Consider the following 23,250-nt stretch of genomic DNA (forward strand, 5'->3'; position numbering starts at 1 on the left):
AGATGGGAAAACCAACAGGATTTTTAGACTATAAAAGAAAAACATCAGATGCAGAAGCACCGGAAGAAAGAATAAAACATTTTAATGAGTTCCATGTTCACCTTCCTCTGGAAGAGCAGCAGCTCCAGGGGGCCAGGTGCATGGCCTGCGGGGTGCCTTTCTGCCAGTCGGGAATGATGCTGGCGGGGATGGCCTCTGGCTGTCCGCTCCACAATCTGGTGCCGGAGTGGAATGATCTGGTGTATCTTGGCAACTGGAAGCAGGCATACCGGCGCCTGAAGAAGACAAATAATTTTCCGGAATTTACTTCCCGGGTATGTCCTGCTCTCTGTGAGGCGGCCTGTACCTGCAATCTGGACAGTCAGCCTGTATCCACAAAAGAAAATGAATATGCAATTATCGAAAAGGCGTATGAAGAGGGATATGCAAAGGCCAATCCTCCTAAGGTCCGAACCGGTAAAAAGGTGGCTGTTGTGGGGAGCGGTCCCTCCGGCCTGGCAGCTGCGGATCAGCTGAACAGCAGGGGGCATTCCGTGACGGTATTTGAACGCTTCGACAGAATCGGAGGTCTTCTCAGGTATGGCATACCAAACATGAAGCTGGACAAATCCGTCATTGATCGGAAAATCGCAGTCATGGAGGAGGAAGGAGTAGAGTTTGTCACAAATGCAGATATCGGCAAAAACTATAAGGCTGAGGATCTCCTGAAAAATTATGACAGAGTAATTCTGGCCTGCGGCGCTTCCAATCCCAGAGACATCAGCGCGCCGGGGAGGGATGCCAAGGGGATCCACTTTGCGGTGGATTTCCTGAGGGCTGCCACAAAGAGCCTGCTGGATTCGGAATTTGCAGATAAAAAATATATTGACGTGAAGGGAAAGAACGTGGTTGTTATCGGTGGAGGCGACACCGGCAATGACTGTGTGGGAACTTCTATCCGCCTGGGAGCAGCCAATGTAACGCAGCTGGAGATGATGCCAAAGGCCCCGGATGTGCGGGCGGCGAATAACCCTTGGCCAGAATGGCCAAAGATCTGCAAGACAGATTACGGGCAGGAAGAGGCCATTGCTATGTTTGGTCATGATCCCAGAATCTATCAGACTACAGTGAAAGAATTCGTGAAGAATAAAAAGGGAGAGCTGGAAAAGCTGATTACGGTAAAGCTGGAGAGCAAAAAAGACGAGAAAACAGGGCGCATGGTTATGGCGCCGGTGGAAGGCAGCGAGCAGGAGATGAAGGCTGAGGTTGTGCTGATCGCAGCAGGTTTTCTGGGCGCCCAGAAGTATATTGCCGATGCCTTTAAGGTTGATCTTTCCCCCCGGACGAATGTGGCCACCAGAGAAGGGGAATATGCTACCAGTGTGCCTAATGTATTCACAACGGGAGATATGCACAGAGGACAGTCACTGGTCGTATGGGCCATCCGGGAAGGCCGGGAGGCAGCCAGAGAAGTGGATATCAGTCTGATGGGATACTCTAATTTATCGGTGCAGTGACGAAATAATAAAAGGGGAGAAGAAATCTACTGAAAAGATTTCTTCTCCCCTTTTTTGCGGAATCAGGATTCCTGCAGCATTGCTTTTCCGATTCTGTGCTTCTTTCGATACAGATTGGGGGTAACGCCCGCATATTTTTTGAAAGACTGAGAAAAGTAATTAGAGGAAGAAAAACCGGTCATATGAGCAATCTGAGTAATGCTGTAATCGGAATTCTTCAGAAGCTCCTTGCTGTTCAGGATTCTCCGCTCCAGAAGATAGTTAATGGGTGAGGTCTCATAGGCCTTTGAAAACATATGGGACAGATAAAACTTGTTCAAGTGGGACAGCTCCGCGAGAGAATCCAGGGTAAGGGAATCCTGGTAGTGGGTATCAATATACTCTTTCACGAACTCGCATTCAGCCGGAATATCTTTGGGGGCTGCCAGTGAAAAACTGTCGCCGGTTATTCTCTGGGTCCGCAGAAGAAAAATCATAAAATAATGCTGGCAGATCTGCTCATAGGAACTTTTTTTGTGCTTTACCTCATCCAGCATAGTCTGAAGCAGAGGAAGGATGCTGCTTCTGTGGTTCTGAAAATCATAGATGTGACAGTCCAGGGTGTCGGAGAAAAACTGAAAACGGAGATTTTCTATCCCCAGTGCAATGTAAACCAGTGGTTTGTCTGTAGATGACTTTTCTGTGTGCTTTACATTGGGATTAATGATAATTAAAGTGTCTTTGCAGATGGGAAACTGGTGAGATTCCGTGCAAAAATATCCGCTGCCTTCCACCACATAAAATAATTCTGCAAAGCTGTGGGTATGAAGCAGGCTGATCCAATCCTTTCCGTAAGAGGAAGAGGAAATATATAATAAACGTTCAAGAGGCTGACGGTTGTAGACCTCAGCCATGGAATATTGTACATGTGCCATAAGAGACTCCTTAAAAAAATAATAGTATAATTATAGCATTTTCAGTGGGGAAAGACAAGATATATAACTTATTGAGCAACAATGGAGTTGAAGGCAGAAAACTATTTTTTTATACTGAATTTAATCATGTAGATCTAGTAACAGAATGCAGAAACGGGAAGGTAAGGAGATAAACTATGGAAGAGTATGGTTTTGGAAGAGTGACAATACCAACAGATATGGATATTGTACAGGAGACAAAAGAAGTGGTAAAGCGCTGGGGGGCGGATGCCATTCGGGACTGCGACGGGACAGATTATCCGGATGAATTAAAGAATATCGGAGTTAAGGTATACTCAACCTATTATACGACCCGGAAAGATAATGAGTGGGCAAAGGCGAACCCTGACGAAATCCAGCAGATGTATATCATGACTTCCTTTCATAATGCAGACAAAGAGAAGCTCAGCATTCATTTAATGGACCATCTCTATCCGGATATGCTGAAGGTGAATACCCGGGATGATATAAAAAGATGGTGGGAAGTCATAGACCGCACCACAGGTGAGGTGGTTCCTGTGGACCGGTGGAACTATGACGAAGAATCCGGCAGTGTTGTCATAGAGCCTGCCAGCCTTTATCATGAGTATACGGTGAGTTTTCTGGCTTATATTATGTGGGATCCGGTTCATATGTACAACTCGGTCACAAACGGATGGAAGGATGTGGAGCATCAGGTGACCTTTGATGTGCGTCAGCCCAAGACCAGAGCTTATTCCATGGAGCGGCTGCGCCGTTTTCTGGAGAAAAATCCTCATGTGAATGTGGTACGTTTTACAACGTTCTTCCATCAGTTCACCCTGATATTTGATGAACTTGCCAGAGAAAAATATGTGGACTGGTACGGGTATTCTGCATCGGTCAGCCCTTATATACTGGAACAGTTTGAGCAGGAGGCAGGCTACCGGTTCCGCCCGGAATTTATTATTGATCAGGGATATATGAATAACACCTACCGGATACCTTCCAGGGAATTCAGGGACTTTCAGGATTTTCAGCGCAAAGAGGTAGCCAAACTGGCAAAAGAAATGGTAGATATCACACATGAATACGGCAGAGAAGCCATGATGTTCCTGGGTGACCACTGGATTGGCATGGAGCCCTTTATGGATGAATTCCAAAGCATTGGCCTTGACGCTGTGGTGGGAAGTGTGGGCAACGGTTCCACCCTCCGTCTTATCAGTGATATACCGGGGGTAAAATATACAGAGGGAAGATTCCTTCCGTATTTCTTCCCGGATGTCTTCCATGAAGGAGGAGACCCGGTGAAAGAGGCAAAAGTGAACTGGGTAACTGCGAGACGGGCGATCCTCAGGAAACCCATTGACCGGATCGGCTATGGGGGATACCTGAAACTGGCCCTGGAATTTCCGGAATTTATGGACTATGTGCAGAGCGTGTGTGAGGAATTCCGGCTTTTGTATTCCAATATAAAGGGAACCACTCCTTACTGCATCAAAAAAGTGGCTGTCCTGAACTGCTGGGGAAGAATGCGTGCCTGGGGCAATCACATGGTTCATCACGCGCTGTATTATAAACAGAACTATTCTTATGCAGGCATTATAGAGGCTCTGAGCGGTGCACCCTTTGCGGTTGAATTTATCAGCTTTGACGATATCCGCAGGGACGAACATCTCCTGGACAGTATTGATGTTATCATCAACGTGGGGGATGCCGGCACGGCATACAGCGGAGGTGAAAACTGGATCGATGAGAAAATCATTACGGCTGTGAAAAAATTTATATACCAGGGAGGCGGTTTTATCGGTGTCGGGGAACCTGCCGCCTATCAGTGGGAAGGCAGGTTTTTCCAGCTGGCCACGGTAATGGGGGTTGAGGAAGAAAATGGATTCAACCTGAATAAGGATAAGTATAACTGGGAAGAACATGCGCACTTTATCACAGAAGACTGCCGGGGTGAAATTGACTTTGGTGAGGGAAAGAAGAATATATTTGCCCTGGAAGGAACAACGGTTCTAAAACAGATTGACAAAGAAGTGCAGCTGGCGGTAAATTCTTTCGGCAGGGGAAGAAGTGTATACATCAGCGGGCTTCCTTACAGTTTTGAGAACAGCAGGCTTTTGTACCGGGCTGTGCTTTGGGCCGCGTCAGACGAAGAAAATATCAGACACTGGTTCAGCACAAATTATAATGTGGAGGTACATGCCTATATTAAAAATAATAAATACTGTGTGGTTAACAATACCTATGAGCCTCAGAGTACGGTAGTGTACCGGGGAGACGGCAGCAGCTTCCGGGCAGAGCTGGATGCCAATGAGATTATATGGTATGAGATAGGGTAAGGGGGCTTATGCCCCCTTTATTTTGTGTGCTGGAACGGATATTCTGTAAAAGAAATACTCAGATCCATTCCATCCACAGTTACGGGCAGGATACTGTAGCCGGATGCTTTTAGGTTTTCAGGCTTCCAGTGATCCAGCATCAAATAAAAGTGTCCGTCTTTTTCAAAAACAAAGGTACTCTGGCCGTAAAAGGTTTTGCGGTAATTTTCCCCCTCGCAGGGATTGTCGATGAGCTTCCAGCCTGTTAAAAGATTAGAAGAGATGCCGTACAGGGCGCTGTTGGGATCCCAGCCGGTGCAGCCGGAGGTGATCATATAATACAGGCCCTGGTGAAAGAAAACAGCCGGGGCTTCTCTCTCCTGATCTGGAAATATCTTTGTGCAGACACCGGTAAAGTGAAGATAATCCTCCGTCAACTGGCTGATTCGGAGCGTTTTATTCCAGTCTGAGCTGTGAATCAGATATACGCGCTGATCCAGATCCTGAAACAGAGTCATATCCCTGCAGTCCGAGCGATTGGGAATATCACTGTACAAATAGGTGAATGGGCCGGTGGGGACGTCTGCTGTAGCTACGCCGGCTCTGGCGGAGCGGTAGTCCGGGGTATCTATATGCATCCACATGACAAATTTTCCGGTTTTTTGGTTGTAGATTACCTTAGGACGCTCGCAGACCATATCACGGTATAAATCACTGTCCGGTGCGGCAGAAGCAGGAAGGACAATCCCCTCATTTTTCCAGTCCATGCAGTTTTTCGACGAATAGCAGGAGATACCTATGAAATCTACCCGGATATCACCGGAGGGAGCAAAGGAAGTCGGGCCGTTTTTGTTTTCTCCGTACCAATAATAGGTATCGCCGTGCTGAAGAATCATTCCTCCGTGAGCCTGAATAGGATTTCCGTCCGTATCATACCAAAGAGTGCCATTTTTATTCATATTTGCTGTACATTCCTTTCTCTTTTGAAGTTGCCATAATTATAAAGGCAGGATACTTTTTTTTCAACCTGGAAATTTATTGGAAATGATAGCTGCCAAAATCTACACAGCTCATATTGTGGTTGAAATGCACTGATTATTTTAATAAAATAGTATTTCTTTTGTGTAAAAAGCAAAATATATAAAAGTAAAGACAAGATATTTATAGAATTAGAAGTAAAACTAGGCTATGATAAAAACATCTCAAGGAAATATCATTTATGGAGGGAAAAAGGTATGAAAAGGAAAGAAGTAACAAGATGGCTTGCTTTGGGACTTGCAGCAGTAATGTCAACCACCATTCTCGCAGGCTGTGGGAATACAGACGACAGTTCAAAGGGTGGTGATGACGCTAAAGGGGACGGGGGACAGGTGCTGAAAGTAGCTGCATTTGAAGGCGGTTACGGCGCAGAACTCTGGAGTGAGGTCGCCAAAGCGTTTGAGGAAACCCATGAGGGTGTAACCGTTGAACTGCAGGTTGATAAAAAGATTGAAGATAAGATTACGCCTGCTATGAAGAGCGGTGACTACCCGGACGTAATCCACTGTGCCACAGGACGAGATGCCGGTCTTACTGAGACAATTACAAAGGAAAAAGGCCTTACCTGTCTGGATGATGTGCTGGATATGACAGTTCCGGGAGAAGAGGTCACAGTAAGAGAAAAAATCCTTCCGGGATTTCTCGATACCCTGGGAACTATGCCTTACAATGACGGAAAAACATATTATGCGCCTATGTTCTACAGCCCCTGCGGACTTTTCTACAACGCAGGCCTGCTGAAAGAAAAAGGCTGGGAAGTTCCGAAGACATGGGATGAAATGTGGGAGCTGGGTGATAAAGCAAAAGCTGAGGGAATCTCCTTATTCACCTATCCTCATGCGGGATACTTCGACGCATTTATCTACGCAACCCTGGAGTCTTCGGGCGGTGCGGATTTCTATAACGAATGCATGACGTATAAAGACGGCATATGGGAATCACCGGAGGCAACCGCAGTATTCGAGACAATCGGCAAACTGGCACAGTATGTAGAACCTACAACTCTGGGTAATGCCAATGAAGAAAGTTTTACAAAAAATCAGCAGTTAATCCTGGACAACAAAGCAATCTTCTGTCCGAACGGAACCTGGCTTCCGGGAGAAATGGCAGATGCACCGAGAGCAGAAGGATTTGAGTGGGGATTCTCAGCAGTTCCTGCAGTATCAGATTCTCAGAAACCTTCTTCCTTTACCTTCTTTGAGCAGATGTGGATTCCGGCGGAAGGAAAGAACCAGGATCTGGCTAAAGAGTGGATTGCATTTATGTACTCTGACAAAGCAGCTGACATCTTTGCGAAGTCTAATGCCATTCAGCCAATAGTTGGGATTTCAGAAAAACTTACAGGCGACAATAAAATGTTCTACAGTGTATATGATAACGACGCAGCAGTACCTGTAATGGGCGGATTCGCCTCTACTAATCCGGTGGAAGGTGTATCCATGAATGACACCCTGTTCAGGGCAGTGGATAGTATCGTAAGCGGAGATAAAACAGTTGCAGACTGGCAGAAGTCAGTAGAGGAAGCTAGCGATAAGTTAAGAGAAGCTATGGAGTAATCTATACAACAGGAAAAAGGGCATTCTATAATGTCCTTTTTTCTTCGCAAAAGGGAGAAAGGAGGAACGGGAATGAAACATAGGAAAGGAAGAAATGGTTTTATTGCAGTGTGTGTGCTGCCAGCAGTTATTCTTTTCATAATTTTCATGATAGTCCCAACAATAAATGTATTTAAAATGTCCTTATATAAATGGGGCGGATTTTCCAATAACAAGACATTTGTGGGATTGAATAATTTTAGGATACTTTTTGAGGATCCCAAATTCTATCGGTCCTTCCAGAACTCAGTACTGCTGATTGTGATGGTTACTATTATTACAATGGTATTTTCCCTTGTCTTTGCAGCGATTCTGTCCAGAGAAAAGATCAAGGGCCAGAACTTCTTCAGAATTATTTTCTACATCCCCAACATTTTGTCTGTTGTTGTTATATCAGCCATCTTTTCCGCAATTTACGACCCCAGCCAGGGTCTGCTGAACAGTATCCTGTCCATATTCAGAGGCGCAAAAGCGGATCCTATTCTGTGGCTGGGCAATCAAAAGCTGGTAATCTACAGCCTTGTCATCGCTATGGTGTGGCAGGCAATCGGATATTATATGGTAATGTATATGGCAAGTATGTCCAGCGTACCGGAGAGCTTATATGAATCAGCCAATCTGGAAGGAGCGGGAAGACTTCATCAATTTTTTAATATAACCCTGCCCCTTATCTGGACAAATATCAGAACAACACTTACCTTTTTTATCATCAGTACCATTAATCTGAGTTTCCTTTTTGTCAAGGCCATGACAGGAGGTAAGCCCGACGGAGCCAGTGAAGTATTTCTGAGCTATATGTACGGCCAGGCGTATACGAACTCATCTTACGGATATGGTATGGCCATAGGAGTGATTGTATTCTTGTTCTCATTTGGATTGGCTGGACTTGTAAACCTGGCTACAAAGCGGGAGCCGCTGGAATTTTAGGAGGGTGAGAATATGAAGAAAAATGGAAAAGACACGCTGTATAAGGTGTTCATATACATTGTACTGCTGCTTCTGGCAATCAGTATTGCAGTTCCAGTGGGCTGGGTATTTCTGGCCTCCGTTAAGGAAAATGCAGAGTTCTACGGCAATCCATGGACACTGCCCAAAGGCATTTATTTTCAGAACTTTATCGATGCCTTTCAGGGTGCCAAAATGGGAGAATATATGCTTAATTCCGTCATAGTTACGGTATTAGCGCTGCTGCTTCTCCTGGTAATCGCGCTGCCGGCAGCTTATGTTCTGGCAAGATACCGCTTCAAAGGCAGCAAACTGTGTAATATTATGTTTATGGGAGGTTTATTTATCAATGTAAACTACATTGTTGTCCCCATATTCCTGATGTTTGTGGACGGAGACAAATTCCTGAACCGGGTATTCGGGAGCGGTTTTCTGTTAAATAACCTTTTTGTGCTGGCGCTGGTATATGCCTCCACCGCACTGCCCTTTACCATTTACCTGCTGTCCGGTTTCTTTGTATCAATTCCCAAAGATTACGAGGAGGCAGCTTTTGTAGACGGTGCCGGGTATTTCAAAACGATGTTTTCAATTATGATGCCCATGGCAAGGCCAAGTATTATAACGGTAATTCTATTTAACTTCCTCTCCTTCTGGAACGAATATATCATTGCCATGACCATGCTCACAGGAGAATCCAAGACACTTCCGGTAGGACTGATGCAGCTGATGCAGGCACAGCAGGCAGCCGCAAACTATGGCCGTCTCTATGCCGGTCTGGTTATTGTAATGCTGCCCACATTGATTCTGTATATCTGTGTGCAGAAGAAACTGACAGAAGGTATGAGCCTTGGAGGACTCAAGGGCTAGGAGAGAACACAGGAGGTGTGTGTTATGAAGAAATGGATAGTGAGAATTATTGGCCTGGTGCTTTTTATTGTATGTCTTGCACTGGTAATTCACGGTCAGAGAACCGTAGGGGCAGGCTATCTTCTGGAAATGCTTGCCGGTCTGTTGGGAATCCTAATTATGCTGGGGATCTATAACAAACAGCACCAGTAGGTCTGAGGGGATGTGTCTGATTATGGCACATCCCCTCGAGTTTCGCCGGGGCGCTGCGATGATTCCCTGTGCCTGGCTGGTTTCACAAAAAGTTTATTTTCTCGGCCTTGACAGTACGCGCGTGAGTATCATATAATAAGTTAGCGATTCGTTTGTATGATGTATACGGCTAAAGCTGTATGAACACCCAGGGGCAGGCATTGCAGCGTTCCGGGTACACTTTACTACAGGGGGTAGTAAAGGTTTCGACAGGGGTTTCGAAGATGGTGAAGCTATCCGCAGGTGATGCGTTAAATCACAACCTTAAATTAAACGCAGACGAAAATTTAGCGTTAGCTGCCTAATTGCAGCTTGTCAGCCTTAGAGCACTCACACTTTAAGAATCTGGCATCGACTTTGTGAGAAACTTTATCGGCAAAGCTTTGAGCCGGTAGACGTAATATGAAGCTACTGAACCCACCAGGGTGTTAGTTCCCGGGTGGCAGAGGGAATGTAAAAGAACTGACTATGATAGTAGAAGAACATGGGAGAGGCTTTTGGACACGGGTTCAATTCCCGTCTACTCCATTTGAACAAACAAAATCCGAACTCGTTATAGAGTTTGGATTTTGTTTTATGTGTAGCACCCCAATTTTTTAATTGTAAAGATGAATAATAGAATGTTTATGAAAGAGTCTTATGTAGCAGACTCTTTTTTTGATGGCGTTTTGTCGAAATTAGTCGAACGATTAAAATTGATTATTGAATAAGGCGATAGTATAATTGAAGAAAAAAAATAGTGAGCGTAATACGGATATAAATCGTTAAAAATAATATATAGTTAATAAAATTAGAAAACTTATAACTATGCATAAAAATGCCAAATATGTACATATATATTGGCTTTATTAAGGAGGTACGGTCCAATGGAGAATTAAAAAGATATAAATGAACTGAAAAACAAATGAACTTGGGAGGGCGTTATATGAAAAAAAGAAAGGCAAAGTTAATGATCGCATTGGTGGCAGCTGCTATGGTAATCGGAAGCTGTCCAAATTCTGTTTATGCAAGTGAGACGGGGGAAGATATTGTAATAAATTCTGGCGAAGATGAAGTGGAAGGCGCAGATCAAATTCCAGAGGAGCAAAATTTTATAGATATTGAGGATGAAAACACTGATACGGAGAATAAAGGTCGAACCGATGAGGCGGCAGATATTCAGGAAGACTATGCTCCATACGAGGCAGTTGATTATGTAGAAGATGAGGCAAGTTCTACAGAAGAGCAAGAAGAACTTCAAGAGAATGTCCAGTACCTTGCAAATGCAGCGATTTCAGGAGAATGGGTACAAGAAGAAAACGGACTGTGGTGGTATAGACATGCGGATGGATCTTTTACGATAAGTGACTGGGAATACATTGATGGCGAATGGTTTTATTTTGACCATTACGGATGGATGCAGACGGGCTGGATACAACTAGAGGGTAAATGGTACTATTTAAAAAATTGGGGAGCTATGGCTACCGGGTGGATGGTGATAGATGATGAGTACTTCTATTTCCAAAGTGATGGTATTATGGTCACAGGCTGGTTACAGCTGGATGGCAAGTGGTATTATCTAAAAAACTGGGGAGCGATGGCAAAAGGATGGCTGCAGGTTGAAGATAATTACTATTATTTTTCTGATAGCGGTATTATGGCTACAGGCTGGCTAAAATATGAAGGAAAGTGGTATTATCTAAAAAGCTGGGGCGGTATGGTGAAAGGCTGGTTCCAGCTGGAAAATAAGTGGTATTATTTTTATGACAGCGGAATTATGGCAGTTGGCTGGGTACAATTAGAAGATAAATGGTATTATTTCTATGCCAGTGGGGCTATGGCAACTGGCTGGGTACATCTAGGTGTAAATGATTATTATTTTTATAGCAGCGGAGTAATGGCAATTGGCTGGGAACACATAGGTGCTAATTATTATTACTTTGAAACTACGGGAGTTATGGCGGCCAATCAGTGGAAGAAGATTGGCGATGCCTGGTATTACTTTTATTCCACCGGGGTAATGGCAACCGGATGGGTAGACGTAGGAGGAAAAACTTATTATTGCAAATCTACAGGAGTTCGCGTAAGCGGAACTTACCAGGTTGAAGGAATCCCATATTACTTTTCCAGTGACGGCGTTCTTGATATGGGACAATCAGTAGTGAATTATGCCATGCAGTTTATCGGCAATCCTTATGTATGGGGCGGAGAAAGTCTGACCAATGGATGCGACTGTTCAGGCTTTACGATGAAAGTATTCGAAAAATTTGGAATTAAAATACCGCGCACATCCGGTGAACAGAGAAGCAGTGGTACGGCCGTAGGTTCTTTATCAGCGGCCAGACCAGGAGATCTTTTGTGCTATGATGGACATGTTGGTATCTACATTGGAAATGGAGAAATGGTTAATGCTTCTAATTCAGCACCATTTCCGGACGGAGGTATTAAATTAACCCCTGCAAACTACAGGACAATTATAACAATAAGAAGACTTGTTTAACAAAAACTAGCCCTGGTGTATTCTGCCAGGGCTATCCTTGAATATTCTGGTTATTAAAAGAATTAATGAAGGAGAGCCAGCACCCATTCGGATGCTGGCTTGAAAAAGAAAAAGTTTTGCGTTAGGTTGTTGGCCTCTTAACAATTATTATATTACAGGATGATTGTGACGAATCTGTGATGAGAATCTAAAGTAACAGGAAAGACTTTCTAAAGAATTTTTAAAAGGAAGCTCTCGTTCTTTTTCCTTAGCCGACAGTTTCTTTTAAACTCTGATAAAAGGCCATCATACCTTCCGTCATCAGCTTATTTTTGCGTGTGGCATAGGTGATTTCCCAAGTAAAATAGGGATCCGGAAAGGGATAATACCTGAACTGCGAATCCTTTTTGGGAATGGTATGCTCCGGCACCACAAACAGGTTCCCTGTGTCAAAGGCAAGCTCTTTCAGGGAATTAAAATCGTTTGATGACAGAAATACCCGGGGAGAAAAGCCCGCGTGTCTGCAGGAATCCCAAAAGTGGTGCTGGATATAAAACTGGTCGCTGAACATGACAAAGGTATAGGCAGCCAAACCCTGCAGGGTGATTTCCTGTGCCTCATACAGTGGGTGTCTGGAAGGGATGCATAGATATACCTTTTCGGCCTTTATAACTTCCATCTGGAGACCCTCGCAATTCACTGGTCCGGCAATAAGTGCCAGATCACATTCCCCTTTTAATAACCTGTTCTCAAGAGTGATATCTGTATAATCGCTGTAATTCAACTCAATATAGGGATGTTGGGTTATAAAATCGGATAAAAAGTTGTGGGGCAGAGCGGAGAGAACGCCAAAGGACATACCTACCAGAAGCGGCTCTCTGGCTGTGGATTTCATCTGGAGGACATAGGAGGATATGTACTCTTTTTTTCTCAGGATAATTTCAAATTCCTGCAGCACATAAGTTCCGTAGTTAGTTAAAGTCACCCCGCTGCTGGTCCTTTTCAGCAATTGGCAGCCCAGTTCGGCCTCCAGGTCAAGCAGTGCCTTTGATATCCCCTGCTGGGATATGCGCAGCACGGCGGAGGCTTTGCTGATACTTTTGCATTTGCATACAGTGGTAAAAAATTCTATTTGTCTAAATGTCATAGGATCCCTCCCTGCACAAAGATACAATATTTTTCTTGTAGGGTCACAACGAAAAGGATTCTTCTAATAAAAGAATCGGTATGTTATATTTATAACATATTAAAACAGGATGTACAAGCAAACGAGGAGGTATATCTATGAACAATAAGTATTATCCAAATCTGGCAAGCCCCATAACCATCAATGGAGTCACCTTTAAAAATAGGATTTTCGGTGCTCCCATGTCAAATCCGGAGCTGGACCCAGACTGCCATATGAGAAAAGAGGATATGGCATTTCACGAAAACCGGGCACAGGGCGGCCTTGCAAGCGTAGCCATAGGGCTTGGCATTGTGGATGCTGTGGGCAGGACCCATACCAAGGAGGTTACACTTTACGATGTTATGTCACTGCCATCCCTGAAGGAGATGGCGAAGGCTATGCACCGTCACAACTGCAATGCCGTTATGGAACTTGCCCATGGGGGAAAATATGCCAACGCCAGAAGCCATGACGGTTCTTCCGGACAGTGTGCAATCGGTCCCAACGACGAAATTAACCCGGATGGCCTTACCGTGCGCAGCATGACTGAGGAGGATATCTACAGAGTTGCGGATTGTTTTGCCAGTGCTGCAAAGCTGGTAAAAGAGGCAGGGTTTGACATGGTACTGATCCATGGAGGGCACGGGTGGCTCTTGGGGCAGTTTATGTCGCCGTCTATGAATAAGAGAACGGACAGATGGGGGGGCAGTTTAGAAAACCGTATGCGGTTCCCACTTCTGGTAATCGAAAAGATTCGGGAAGCAGTGGGATGCAGATTCCCCATTGAATACCGGATGAGCGGGGCAGAGTTCACACCCGGCGGGTATACCGTTGAGGAAGGGATAGAGATGGCTAAGGTGCTTGACGGAAAAGTTGATATAATTCATGTCTCCGCAGGTGTCCATGAGGATCCGGAAGTATTTGTAATTACGCATCCATCTATGTTTATCGAACACGGATGTAATGTATTCCTGGCAGCTGAGGTGAAAAAGCATGTAAAGACCCCGGTTGCCACCTTAGGTGGACTCAACGATCCAGATATGATGGAAGAAATTATTGCATCCGGGAAAGCGGATATTATAGAGATTGCACGGCAGTCTATCTGCGATCCCTATTTCCCGGAAAAAGCTTTTTCCGGAAAGAAAGATGATATTACCCGCTGCTGCCGGTGTTTTACCTGTTTTTACAATTATCTGACGAACAGAACCTATTCCTGTGCTTTTAATCCTGTGGTTGGAAATGAGCTGGAAAATAAATTTGGATTTCCCGCGACTTCTCCCAAAAAGGTAGTAGTCGTAGGCGGGGGCCCCGGGGGAATGGAGGCGGCCATAACAGCAGCCAAACGCGGACACTCCGTCACTCTCTATGAGAAGAACAGCCGTCTGGGAGGACAGCTCTTATCTGAGGAGCACATTCCCTTTAAGGCGGATATGTTCCAGTTTGTCAAAGTACTGGAACGGAGACTCCATAAAGCCGGGGTTACTGTGAAGCTGAATACAGAGCTTACAGCAGAGCAGGCGGCTGAACTGGGCGCTGATGTCATCATGACAGCGGTTGGAGCAAAGCCAATTGTACCTCCCATTCCTGGTATAGATAACCATAAAGTGGTTACACTGGAAGCTCTTCATCAAACGCCTCCTGCAATTGGACAGAAGGTTGTTATTCTTGGAGGCGGCCTTGTGGGAAGTGAATGTGCCATCTATCTTGACGGGCTTGGGAAAGAGGTTACCATTGTTGAAATGAAGGATGACTGGGCAGCGGATTCCTATTTCATGCACAAAAATGCCATGAAGGTTTATATGAAGGACAGTACTATTAAAATACAGGTCAATACCACAGCCAAAGCCATTACTGAGGAAGGTCTCCTGTGTACTGCTCCTGAGGGAGAGGTCCTTTTTGAGGCTGACACCATTCTTCTGGCTGCAGGTATGAAAGCAGATCGTAAGACGGCGGAAAGCTTTTATAATGCAGCGCCCAGAGTCTTTGAGATTGGAGACTGCATCAGGGCAGGACGTGTTGTAGATGCCGTTTCTAACGGGTATTACCGGGCAATTGATATTTAACAAGAGATAAAGACAAATAAAAGCTGCGGCAGGTGACGAATAGTTGCCTGCCGCAGCTTTTACACATGCTGGCCGGTTTGGTTGCAATGTGTCTGTACAGAGGGTATAATAAGGAAAAGCTTTTGAAAAGACGGATAGAAACCTGTTTTTCTAGGAAGAGTAAAAAGATCCGGAAATTTCACAGTTCTAACATATTTGATTGATATAGTTAAGAAAGATAGATCATGTTGGAGGAAGACCAGATGGAAAAATGTAAGATATTAGTTGTGGACGATGAGAGCAGGATGAGAAAATTGGTCCGGGACTTTCTGGTAAAGCAAAGCTTTGATGTGCTGGAAGCCGGGGATGGTGAAGAGGCTCTGGATATTTTTTATGGGACAAAGGACATAGCACTTATTATATTAGATGTTATGATGCCAAAGATGGACGGCTGGGAGGTATGCAGGGAAATTCGCAAGGAATCCAAGGTCCCCATCATTATGCTGACCGCCAGGGGGGATGAGAGGGACGAGCTTTTGGGATTCGAGCTGGGAGTGGATGAATATATTTCTAAGCCCTTCAGCCCTAAGATTCTGGTGGCAAGGGCAGAAGCTATCCTGCGCCGGACAAATCAGATAGCATCCGACGATATCCTGTCCGCTGGGGGAATTGAGCTGAATAAAGCCGCGCATATGGTGTCTATTGACGGAGAAAACGTTGAACTCAGCTATAAGGAATTTGAGCTTCTGGCATATTTTATGGAGAATCAGGGCATTGCTCTGTCCAGGGAAAAGATATTGAATTCCGTATGGAACTATGACTACTTTGGGGACGCCCGTACCATTGACACCCATGTAAAAAAATTAAGAAGCAAGATGGGAGACAGAGGGGAATATATCAAAACCATCTGGGGTATGGGGTACAAGTTTGAGGTATAGACATGAAACGATCATTGAATAAAAAACTGGCATTTACCTTTACCGGGCTAATGCTGGTAATGCTTCTGGCTATCGGATTGATCAATACTTTTTTTCTGGAATCTTACTATACCTCAAAAAAGGAAGATATGCTGAGGACAGTTTACGGTAAGATCAACGAATTGGTAGTGACATCCAATGTGAGAGACTCCGATGTAACCTCAGAGTTCAGAAGATACTGCTCAGAGAAGAATATCTCCTGGGTGGCCAGCGACTACCAGTCCTACCGTATCGTAGAGGGCAGAGAGAGTGATGTATTATATCCCACCCTCTTTGGGTATATCAATGGCCTGCGCAATGCCAACGGCAAAGCAGTAAAGCAGACCGATGATTATATTATTCAGAAGATTCAGGACACCAACCTGCAGACCGATTATCTGGAGATGTGGGGGAAGCTGGAGAACAGCGGATATTTTCTGATCCGCACCCCTGTGGGAAGCATTCGGGACAGCGTGCAGATTTCCAATATGTTTTATATTTATATTGGTTTGGTGATGATTCTTATCAGTATAGTAATCATATTGTTTTTCAGCAGGAGAATCACAAAGCCCATTACAGAACTTACGGATATTTCCAGGAAAATGGCGGATCTGGACTTTAATGCCAGATACACCAGCGGGGGGCAGGACGAGATAGGTATTCTGGGAGATAACTTTAACCGGATGTCCAGGGAACTGGAGACAGCAATCTCAGGCCTGAAATCTGCCAACAACGAACTGCAGAAAGACATAGAGAAGAAGATTCAGGTGGATGAGATGAGAAAGGAATTCCTTTCCAATGTATCCCATGAACTGAAGACCCCTATTGCCCTGATACAGGGATATGCGGAGGGCCTGAAGGAATGTATCAATGAGGATGAAGAGAGCCGGGACTTCTACTGTGATGTCATTATCGACGAATCAGCCAAGATGAATGAGATGGTAAAAAAGCTTCTGACTCTGAATCAGCTGGAGTTCGGCAAGGATCAGGTAACCATGGAGCGGTTTGAACTGACAGAATTAATCCGTGGCGTGGTGCAGTCTACCAGGATACTGGCAGAACAGAAAGAAGTAAGGGTGATCTTCCAGGAGGAGAATCCCGTCTATGTATGGGGGGATGAGTTTAAGATAGAGGAAGTGGTTACAAATTATGTATCCAATGCTCTGAACCATGTCAAATACAGCAATACCATAGAGATTCGGATCCTTCAGGAAGAAAGAAAAGTGAGGGTTACTGTGTTCAATACAGGAGATCCCATACCGGAAGAGGATTTGGATAAAATCTGGATAAAGTTTTATAAAGTGGACAAGGCAAGAACCAGAGAATACGGAGGTAGCGGCATTGGACTTTCTATTGTAAAAGCTATTATGGACTCCATGAATCAGAAGTGCGGAGTACAGAATTATGACAATGGAGTAGAATTCTGGTTTGAGTTAGAAAAACAGTGAAAATGATCGAAAGAGGGCATGTCAGATGCCCTCTTTTCGTGTTTTCATCCGTTGTATATTTTTTTTAGCTGTGTTAAACTATCCATGTATGCTTATGCCATACCTGGCATGGAGTGCGCTCCGAAGCAGGAATACAGGGGCGTTTTTGAATATTTAAGGAACGAACGGGGAAGATACATATGATTGCAATCATTGATTATGACGCAGGAAATATAAAAAGTGTAGAAAAAGCATTCGCCCTTCTGGGGGAAGAAGTAGTGCTGTCCAGAGACAGGGAGGAGATACTGTCTGCAGATCGGGTAGTCCTTCCGGGGGTGGGGTCTTTCGGCGATGCTATGGGGAATCTGAACAGATACGGACTGGTACCGGTAATACACGAAGTTGCAGAGAAACAGATCCCTTTTCTGGGCATCTGCCTGGGGCTTCAGCTTATGTTTGAGGAGAGTGAGGAGAGTCCGGGCGTGGAAGGACTGGGTCTGTTAAAGGGTAAAATTCTTCACATACCAAAGCAGGAGGGTCTGAAGATCCCTCACATGGGATGGAATTCTCTCCATATACAAAATCAGGGCAGGTTATTTGACGGGATACCGGAAGAAACGTATGTCTATTTTGTGCATTCCTATTACCTGAAAGCGGATGAACCATCTGTTGTCAAAGCAACCACAGAATACAGTACGCAGATCCACGCTTCTGTTGAGAAGGGGAATCTCTTTGGGTGTCAGTTCCATCCGGAGAAGAGCAGCACTATGGGACTTAAGATGCTGGAAAACTTTACAAATATACACAGGGAGGGACGCTGATTATGTTTACCAAGAGAATTATTCCCTGCCTGGATGTGAACCGGGGCAGAGTAGTAAAGGGTGTTAATTTTGTGAACCTCCAGGATGCGGGTGACCCGGTGGAGATCGCAAGGGCTTACGATAAGGCAGGTGCGGATGAGGTGGTTTTTCTGGACATTACCGCCTCCTCGGATCAGAGAGATACGGTAGTAGATATGGTCCGGAAGGTAGCTGCCAATGTGTTCATTCCCTTTACTGTGGGGGGAGGTATCCGAACCGTGGATGATTTTAAAATGCTCCTGAGGGAGGGTGCAGATAAAATCTCTATCAATTCATCGGCCATCAATACACCGGATTTAATCAATGACGCTGCAGACAAATTCGGCAGCCAGTGTGTGGTTGTGGCAATAGATGCCAAAAAGCGGCCGGACGGAAGCGGATGGAATATTTATAAGAACGGCGGACGGATTGACATGGGAATCGATGCAGTGGAATGGGCCAGAGAGGCGGCAAAACGGGGTGCCGGGGAGATACTTCTCACCAGCATGGATTGCGACGGGACGAAAGCCGGCTATGATATAGAGCTGACCAGACAGATTGCCCAGGCAGTTGATATCCCTGTGATTGCATCCGGGGGTGCCGGAACTATGGAGCATTTTTATGAGGCGCTGTCTTCAGGAATGGCGGACGCGGCTCTGGCGGCCTCTCTTTTTCACTATAAGGAACTGGAAATCAAAGAAGTTAAGAGATACTTACATAATAAGGGTGTTTCTGTCAGATTATAAGAACAGGAGGAAGTGCATATGCCCCCTTTACAGGGAGAGTGGCTGGAAGCCTTAAAACCGGAATTCAGCAAACCATACTACAAACCGCTTTTTGAAAAAATAAACCAGGAATATCAGACAAAAAGGGTGTTCCCCCCGGCTGACGATATCTTTAATGCCTTTCATTTTACTCCTCTGGAAGAGGTAAAGGCTGTGATTCTGGGACAGGATCCTTATCATAATTACGGGCAGGCCCACGGCTTATGTTTTTCTGTAAAGCCAGAGGTGGATATTCCGCCCTCTCTGATTAACATATACCAGGAACTGCACGATGATCTGGGCTGCTACATTCCCAACCATGGATATCTGGAAAAATGGGCCCGCCAGGGAGTTCTGATGCTGAACACAGTGTTAACGGTGAGAGCTCACCAGGCCAATTCCCATCAGGGAATGGGGTGGGAGCAGTTTACAGATGCAGCCATCCGTATTCTGGATGAAATTGACCGGCCCATGGTATTTATCCTGTGGGGCAGGCCGGCACAGATGAAAAAGAGCATGCTTCACAACCCAAACCATCTTATTCTGGAAGCTCCCCATCCCAGTCCTCTGTCCGCGGGCAGAGGGTTCTTCGGAAGCAGGCCTTTCAGCCAGACGAATAATTTTCTGCAAAGCCATGGAATTGCGCCGATTGACTGGCAGATAGAAAATGTATAAAACGAAGGATGAATAATTATGAAACAAAAGAATACTTTTTTGAAGAATGCATCATTTCTCATGATTGCGGCTCTGGTATCCAGAGTCATCGGGCTTGTATACCGAATTCCCCTCAATGCTATCGTTGGCAGAACAGGGATGGGGTATTACAGCTTTGCTTTTTCGGTATACTCTATACTGCTTTTAATTTCTTCGTATAGTATTCCCATGGCTGTTTCTAAAGTAGTATCAGAACGTCTGGCTCTTGGCCAGTACAGAAGTGCTCATAAGGTTTTTAAGGGCGCTATGATCTATGCCTGTATTGTTGGAGGGATTGCAGCCTTGGTAGCTCTGTTCGGGGCTCCCTATCTGATCCCTCAGAATCAGCCAAATGCCATTCCGGCACTGCAGGTATTAACTCCAACCATCTTTTTATCTGCTATCCTCGGAGTCCTGCGGGGGTATTTTCAGGCACATAATACAATGATTCCAACATCTGCTTCACAGATCATAGAACAGATTCTGAATGCTATTGTTAGTGTACTTGCAGCGTGGCTGCTGATTAAGTATCTGGCGGCAGATGCCGTAGAGGAAGCTACCTGGGGGGCCGCCGGAGGAACCGTGGGTACGGGAGCCGGGGTGCTGGCAGGTCTGCTTTTTATGACCTTTGTATATTATATTAACCGGGGCACGCTGAGACGTCAGTTGAAACGGGATCGTACAGGGGTGGACATCAGCTACCGGGAAGTATTCCGGATTATTCTGCTGATGGTGACGCCGGTTATTTTCAGTACTTTTATTTATAATGTCAGCAGTTATATTGACGGTTACATGTTCTCCTCAATTATGGGCAGACATAGAATTGATGACGAGCTGATCAGCGCAACCTATGCAGAATTCAGCAGCTACTATATGACTCTGATTAATATACCCCTCAGTCTCTCCAGTGCATCCTCCACGGCGGTGGTGCCTAATATATCGGGACATTATGCCCGGGGGGAGATCTCAAAAGCCAATCAAAAGATAGATGAGGCTGTACAGCTGACCATGTTTATCTCTGTCCCGGCTGCTGTGGGGCTGGCGGTGTTAGGCCACCCTATTATTCAGCTGTTTTTCCCCACAACCACAGGAATTGCGGGCAACCTTCTTATGATTGGGGCGGTATCCATAGTTTTTTCCTCGCTGTCTACCATAACCAACGGCGTTCTTCAGGGGATAGGAAAACCCCAGATTCCGGTTCGCAATGCAGCCATTGCCCTTGTGCTCAATGTGGTATTTTTGTTCTGTGGACTTTGGTTTACCGACAAGCTTGGGATCATAGCAGTGCTGGTGGCCACTATCCTGTATTCTGTCAGTATGTGTATCCTGAATGGGATCTATCTGAAAAAGTATCTGGGATATAAGAATGAATTCAGAGACTCCTACGGAAAGCCTTTTCTGGCCTCTGCCGGGATGGGACTTGTGGCCTGGGGGAGCTATTATGGATTGCATCATTTACTTCCCCATAATATTGTTTGCCTGGCTGTGGCAGTGCCTCTGGCAGTGTTCACATATATTATTCTCTTTGTAGCTATTGTGAAGGCGCCCGAGGATCAGCTGAGAAGACTCCCGGCTGGAAATATTATCTATAAACTGGCTAAAAAACTGCGCTTATATAAATGATTTTTGGGCCGCTCTTATTAGCATTTGATTAGTCCGCAAAGCCTTTCACAGGCTATGCGGACTTTTTCCTTTCCAGGAACTGCGCTGCGGTATCCTGTGAAAGAAAGGTCTTCCGGAACTGAAATTTGGTTAGCCGGATTAGGAAGCCCCATTGCTATTATACCGTTAACCGTATATAATGTGGGGGAACTTATAGAGCAGGAGGAGTTTTTATGAAGCAGAGTAAGGTCTTGTTAATAGACGATGATAAAGATTTGTGTATGTTGATTGAAAGAGAACTGCTGCAAGAAAATTATGAGGTTACGGTAAAGTACGATGGTAAAACCGGGTTGGAGGCTTTTGAAAATAATAAGTATCAGCTTGTTGTGCTGGATATTATGCTTCCATTCTTCAATGGGTTTGAGGTATTAGAAAACATACGAATCAAGGATCATGTGCCTGTGTTAATGCTTACGGCAAAGGACTCCGAAGTGGATAAAGTAACAGGGCTTAGGCTGGGAGCGGATGATTATTTAACAAAGCCGTTTTTAATGAGTGAGTTTGTGGCAAGGGTTCATTCACTGATCAGAAGATACACTGTCTTTAATGGCCAGTCCGAAGAAAATTCAACACTGCATTTTACCGGCTTAGAAATTAATTACTCATTAAGAAGTGTCTTTGTAAATACGGAAGAAGTCCGGCTAACCGCCAAAGAATTTGATCTTCTCTATTTTTTGGCTTCAAACCAAGGCAGAGTATTCACAAAAGAACAAATTTATAATCATGTGTGGAAGAATGAGTATTCTTTTGACGATAGAAATATCATGTCCTTTATCAGCAAACTGCGTAAAAAAATAAGAAATGAGCAGATGGATTTAGATTATATTCAAACCATTCACAGCATTGGCTATCGCTTCCGCACAGAGGTGTAATCATGTTAGGGATAATTATTACTGTTTTAAGTGTTATTATTATCTTTCAATTTATTTATATCTGCAATACGAAGAAGCAGATCAAGGAAATTTCTCATATTCTGGATGATATAGGCAGCGGCAATTTAGACAGAAGACTGCTGGCCGTTGAAAATAGTATAGTTAGTGAACTTGTTTACAAAATCAATGCTATCGTGATCCGCGATAAAGAAAAACTTATGGAAAAAGACAAGTCGGAAAAGGCATATAAAAAATTAGTCACCAGTTTATCCCATGATATCCGCACACCATTAGCTTCACTTATCGGATATTTGGAAGTATTAGAAAAGAATGGTGTTACCGGTGAGGAGCATGATGAGTTTTTGACTATCGCTAAAAGAAAAGCACTTAATCTGGGGGATTATATACAGTCATTATTTGAATTCTTAAAAATAGAGTCCGGCGAATGGGTTTATGACTTAAAAAAGCAGAATATATGTGAATTAACCCGCTTGATACTTGCAGATTGGGTTATAAAATTGGAAGAAAACAAGATAGAGTTTAGGTTTGAGATACCGGAGGAAGCTGTATATGTCGTTCTTGATAAAAGCGCGTATACCAGAATCCTTACTAATTTGATGGCAAATATGATCAGGCACAGCCATGCCACACAACTGTCGGTCCGGATAAGCTGCTCCCTTAATGAACTTAATCTTTCAATCGCTGATAATGGGATTGGAATAGCAGAAAAAGATTTACCATTTGTATTTGACCGCTTATATAAGTGTGACACATCACGAACGGAAAACAGCAACGGTCTGGGTTTGTCCATAGCCAAAGAGCTGACTGCTTCCTTACATGGAGAGATTCATGCAGAAAGCTGCTGGGGCAGAGGTACAACTTTTCGGCTGACTTTTCCAAAAGCATGAATAAAGCATAATTACGGCAAGGTTTCAGCAGGGTTTCTATGCTTTAATTGTAAT

The 23,250-nt window shown here is 44.6% G+C and carries 19 protein-coding genes and 1 other RNA gene; 17 read left to right on the plus strand and 3 right to left on the minus strand.

What is annotated here, in order from left to right; translation table 11 throughout:
• Window positions 1-2 precede the first annotated feature (2 nt).
• Window positions 3-1,496: a glutamate synthase subunit beta gene (locus GKG41_RS13620; RefSeq protein ID WP_154259498.1), complete on the plus strand. Its 1,494-nt coding sequence runs from the start codon at window positions 3-5 to the stop codon at window positions 1,494-1,496.
• Window positions 1,497-1,558: 62 nt separating this feature from the next.
• On the opposite strand, the gene GKG41_RS13625 is transcribed toward GKG41_RS13620, so the two are convergent.
• Window positions 1,559-2,410: an AraC family transcriptional regulator gene (locus GKG41_RS13625; protein WP_154259500.1), complete on the minus strand. Its 852-nt coding sequence runs from the start codon at window positions 2,408-2,410 to the stop codon at window positions 1,559-1,561.
• A 176-nt stretch (window positions 2,411-2,586) separates the two neighbouring features.
• Here GKG41_RS13625 and gnpA point away from each other — a divergent pair, with 176 nt between their 5' ends.
• Window positions 2,587-4,752: a 1,3-beta-galactosyl-N-acetylhexosamine phosphorylase gene (gene gnpA, locus GKG41_RS13630; RefSeq protein WP_154259502.1), complete on the plus strand. Its 2,166-nt coding sequence runs from the start codon at window positions 2,587-2,589 to the stop codon at window positions 4,750-4,752.
• A 17-nt stretch (window positions 4,753-4,769) separates the two neighbouring features.
• Here gnpA and GKG41_RS13635 read toward each other — a convergent pair whose 3' ends face one another.
• Window positions 4,770-5,690: a glycoside hydrolase family 43 protein gene (locus GKG41_RS13635; RefSeq protein WP_154259504.1), complete on the minus strand. Its 921-nt coding sequence runs from the start codon at window positions 5,688-5,690 to the stop codon at window positions 4,770-4,772.
• Window positions 5,691-5,966: 276 nt separating this feature from the next.
• Here GKG41_RS13635 and GKG41_RS13640 point away from each other — a divergent pair, with 276 nt between their 5' ends.
• The 6 genes from GKG41_RS13640 (at window position 5,967) to GKG41_RS13660 (ending at window position 11,886) form a co-directional block, all read left to right on the plus strand.
• The gene (locus tag GKG41_RS13640; protein ID WP_154259506.1) at window positions 5,967-7,325 is read left to right on the plus strand and encodes a carbohydrate ABC transporter substrate-binding protein; all 1,359 of its coding nucleotides are present in this window, start codon (window positions 5,967-5,969) and stop codon (window positions 7,323-7,325) included.
• A gap of 72 nt (window positions 7,326-7,397) precedes the next feature.
• The gene (locus GKG41_RS13645) at window positions 7,398-8,291 is read left to right on the plus strand and encodes a sugar ABC transporter permease (RefSeq protein ID WP_154259508.1); all 894 of its coding nucleotides are present in this window, start codon (window positions 7,398-7,400) and stop codon (window positions 8,289-8,291) included.
• A gap of 12 nt (window positions 8,292-8,303) precedes the next feature.
• Window positions 8,304-9,176, plus strand: a complete 873-nt coding sequence (locus tag GKG41_RS13650) for a carbohydrate ABC transporter permease (protein WP_072853159.1) — start codon at window positions 8,304-8,306, stop codon at window positions 9,174-9,176.
• A gap of 24 nt (window positions 9,177-9,200) precedes the next feature.
• Window positions 9,201-9,368, plus strand: a complete 168-nt coding sequence (locus GKG41_RS23190) for a hypothetical protein (RefSeq protein WP_173015565.1) — start codon at window positions 9,201-9,203, stop codon at window positions 9,366-9,368.
• Window positions 9,369-9,598: 230 nt separating this feature from the next.
• Window positions 9,599-9,938: a transfer-messenger RNA gene (gene ssrA, locus GKG41_RS13655) on the plus strand.
• A gap of 394 nt (window positions 9,939-10,332) precedes the next feature.
• Window positions 10,333-11,886 (plus strand): NlpC/P60 family protein, encoded by a 1,554-nt coding sequence (locus GKG41_RS13660; RefSeq protein ID WP_173015564.1) that lies wholly within the window; start codon window positions 10,333-10,335, stop codon window positions 11,884-11,886.
• Between the two features lie 247 nt (window positions 11,887-12,133).
• On the opposite strand, the gene GKG41_RS13665 is transcribed toward GKG41_RS13660, so the two are convergent.
• On the minus strand, window positions 12,134-13,012 hold the full coding sequence (locus tag GKG41_RS13665; protein WP_154259512.1) for a LysR family transcriptional regulator: 879 nt from the start codon (window positions 13,010-13,012) through the stop codon (window positions 12,134-12,136).
• Window positions 13,013-13,149: 137 nt separating this feature from the next.
• On the opposite strand from GKG41_RS13665, the gene GKG41_RS13670 reads away from it, so the two are divergent.
• From GKG41_RS13670 to GKG41_RS13710, 9 genes are all read left to right on the plus strand, one after another.
• Complete coding sequence (locus tag GKG41_RS13670) at window positions 13,150-15,096, plus strand: FAD-dependent oxidoreductase (protein ID WP_154259514.1); 1,947 nt, start codon at window positions 13,150-13,152, stop codon at window positions 15,094-15,096.
• A gap of 242 nt (window positions 15,097-15,338) precedes the next feature.
• On the plus strand, window positions 15,339-16,013 hold the full coding sequence (locus GKG41_RS13675) for a response regulator transcription factor (RefSeq protein ID WP_154259517.1): 675 nt from the start codon (window positions 15,339-15,341) through the stop codon (window positions 16,011-16,013).
• Window positions 16,014-16,015: 2 nt separating this feature from the next.
• The gene (locus tag GKG41_RS13680; protein WP_154259519.1) at window positions 16,016-17,479 is read left to right on the plus strand and encodes a HAMP domain-containing sensor histidine kinase; all 1,464 of its coding nucleotides are present in this window, start codon (window positions 16,016-16,018) and stop codon (window positions 17,477-17,479) included.
• Window positions 17,480-17,658: 179 nt separating this feature from the next.
• Window positions 17,659-18,279, plus strand: coding sequence for an imidazole glycerol phosphate synthase subunit HisH (gene hisH, locus GKG41_RS13685; protein ID WP_154259520.1), 621 nt, complete (start codon window positions 17,659-17,661; stop codon window positions 18,277-18,279).
• Between the two features lie 2 nt (window positions 18,280-18,281).
• The gene (hisF, locus tag GKG41_RS13690; RefSeq protein WP_154259521.1) at window positions 18,282-19,043 is read left to right on the plus strand and encodes an imidazole glycerol phosphate synthase subunit HisF; all 762 of its coding nucleotides are present in this window, start codon (window positions 18,282-18,284) and stop codon (window positions 19,041-19,043) included.
• 18 nt (window positions 19,044-19,061) lie between these two features.
• Window positions 19,062-19,736 carry a uracil-DNA glycosylase gene (locus tag GKG41_RS13695; RefSeq protein ID WP_154259522.1) on the plus strand — a complete coding sequence of 225 codons (675 nt, stop codon included), beginning with the start codon at window positions 19,062-19,064 and terminating at the stop codon, window positions 19,734-19,736.
• 18 nt (window positions 19,737-19,754) lie between these two features.
• A complete protein-coding gene (locus GKG41_RS13700; RefSeq protein ID WP_154259523.1) occupies window positions 19,755-21,377 on the plus strand; it encodes a polysaccharide biosynthesis protein in 1,623 nt (540 codons plus the stop codon).
• Between the two features lie 212 nt (window positions 21,378-21,589).
• On the plus strand, window positions 21,590-22,288 hold the full coding sequence (locus GKG41_RS13705; protein WP_154259524.1) for a response regulator transcription factor: 699 nt from the start codon (window positions 21,590-21,592) through the stop codon (window positions 22,286-22,288).
• 2 nt (window positions 22,289-22,290) lie between these two features.
• A complete protein-coding gene (locus tag GKG41_RS13710) occupies window positions 22,291-23,196 on the plus strand; it encodes a HAMP domain-containing sensor histidine kinase (protein WP_154259525.1) in 906 nt (301 codons plus the stop codon).
• The last annotated feature ends 54 nt before the right edge of the window (window positions 23,197-23,250 follow it).

This window comes from Lactonifactor sp. BIOML-A5, assembly GCF_009677585.1.
Lineage (GTDB): Bacteria > Bacillota > Clostridia > Lachnospirales > Lachnospiraceae > Lactonifactor.

Excerpts from the sequence above, each read along its gene's own strand:
- GKG41_RS13620 (WP_154259498.1), top strand. The coding sequence starts at position 3 with ATGGGAAAACCAACAGGATTTTTAGACTATAAAAGAAAAACATCAGAT.
- GKG41_RS13625 (WP_154259500.1), bottom strand. The coding sequence starts at position 2,410 with ATGGCACATGTACAATATTCCATGGCTGAGGTCTACAACCGTCAGCCT.
- gnpA (WP_154259502.1), top strand. The coding sequence starts at position 2,587 with ATGGAAGAGTATGGTTTTGGAAGAGTGACAATACCAACAGATATGGAT.
- GKG41_RS13635 (WP_154259504.1), bottom strand. The coding sequence starts at position 5,690 with ATGAATAAAAATGGCACTCTTTGGTATGATACGGACGGAAATCCTATT.
- GKG41_RS13640 (WP_154259506.1), top strand. The coding sequence starts at position 5,967 with ATGAAAAGGAAAGAAGTAACAAGATGGCTTGCTTTGGGACTTGCAGCA.
- GKG41_RS13645 (WP_154259508.1), top strand. The coding sequence starts at position 7,398 with ATGAAACATAGGAAAGGAAGAAATGGTTTTATTGCAGTGTGTGTGCTG.
- GKG41_RS13650 (WP_072853159.1), top strand. The coding sequence starts at position 8,304 with ATGAAGAAAAATGGAAAAGACACGCTGTATAAGGTGTTCATATACATT.
- GKG41_RS23190 (WP_173015565.1), top strand. The coding sequence starts at position 9,201 with ATGAAGAAATGGATAGTGAGAATTATTGGCCTGGTGCTTTTTATTGTA.
- GKG41_RS13660 (WP_173015564.1), top strand. The coding sequence starts at position 10,333 with ATGAAAAAAAGAAAGGCAAAGTTAATGATCGCATTGGTGGCAGCTGCT.
- GKG41_RS13665 (WP_154259512.1), bottom strand. The coding sequence starts at position 13,012 with ATGACATTTAGACAAATAGAATTTTTTACCACTGTATGCAAATGCAAA.
- GKG41_RS13670 (WP_154259514.1), top strand. The coding sequence starts at position 13,150 with ATGAACAATAAGTATTATCCAAATCTGGCAAGCCCCATAACCATCAAT.
- GKG41_RS13675 (WP_154259517.1), top strand. The coding sequence starts at position 15,339 with ATGGAAAAATGTAAGATATTAGTTGTGGACGATGAGAGCAGGATGAGA.
- GKG41_RS13680 (WP_154259519.1), top strand. The coding sequence starts at position 16,016 with ATGAAACGATCATTGAATAAAAAACTGGCATTTACCTTTACCGGGCTA.
- hisH (WP_154259520.1), top strand. The coding sequence starts at position 17,659 with ATGATTGCAATCATTGATTATGACGCAGGAAATATAAAAAGTGTAGAA.
- hisF (WP_154259521.1), top strand. The coding sequence starts at position 18,282 with ATGTTTACCAAGAGAATTATTCCCTGCCTGGATGTGAACCGGGGCAGA.
- GKG41_RS13695 (WP_154259522.1), top strand. The coding sequence starts at position 19,062 with ATGCCCCCTTTACAGGGAGAGTGGCTGGAAGCCTTAAAACCGGAATTC.
- GKG41_RS13700 (WP_154259523.1), top strand. The coding sequence starts at position 19,755 with ATGAAACAAAAGAATACTTTTTTGAAGAATGCATCATTTCTCATGATT.
- GKG41_RS13705 (WP_154259524.1), top strand. The coding sequence starts at position 21,590 with ATGAAGCAGAGTAAGGTCTTGTTAATAGACGATGATAAAGATTTGTGT.
- GKG41_RS13710 (WP_154259525.1), top strand. The coding sequence starts at position 22,291 with ATGTTAGGGATAATTATTACTGTTTTAAGTGTTATTATTATCTTTCAA.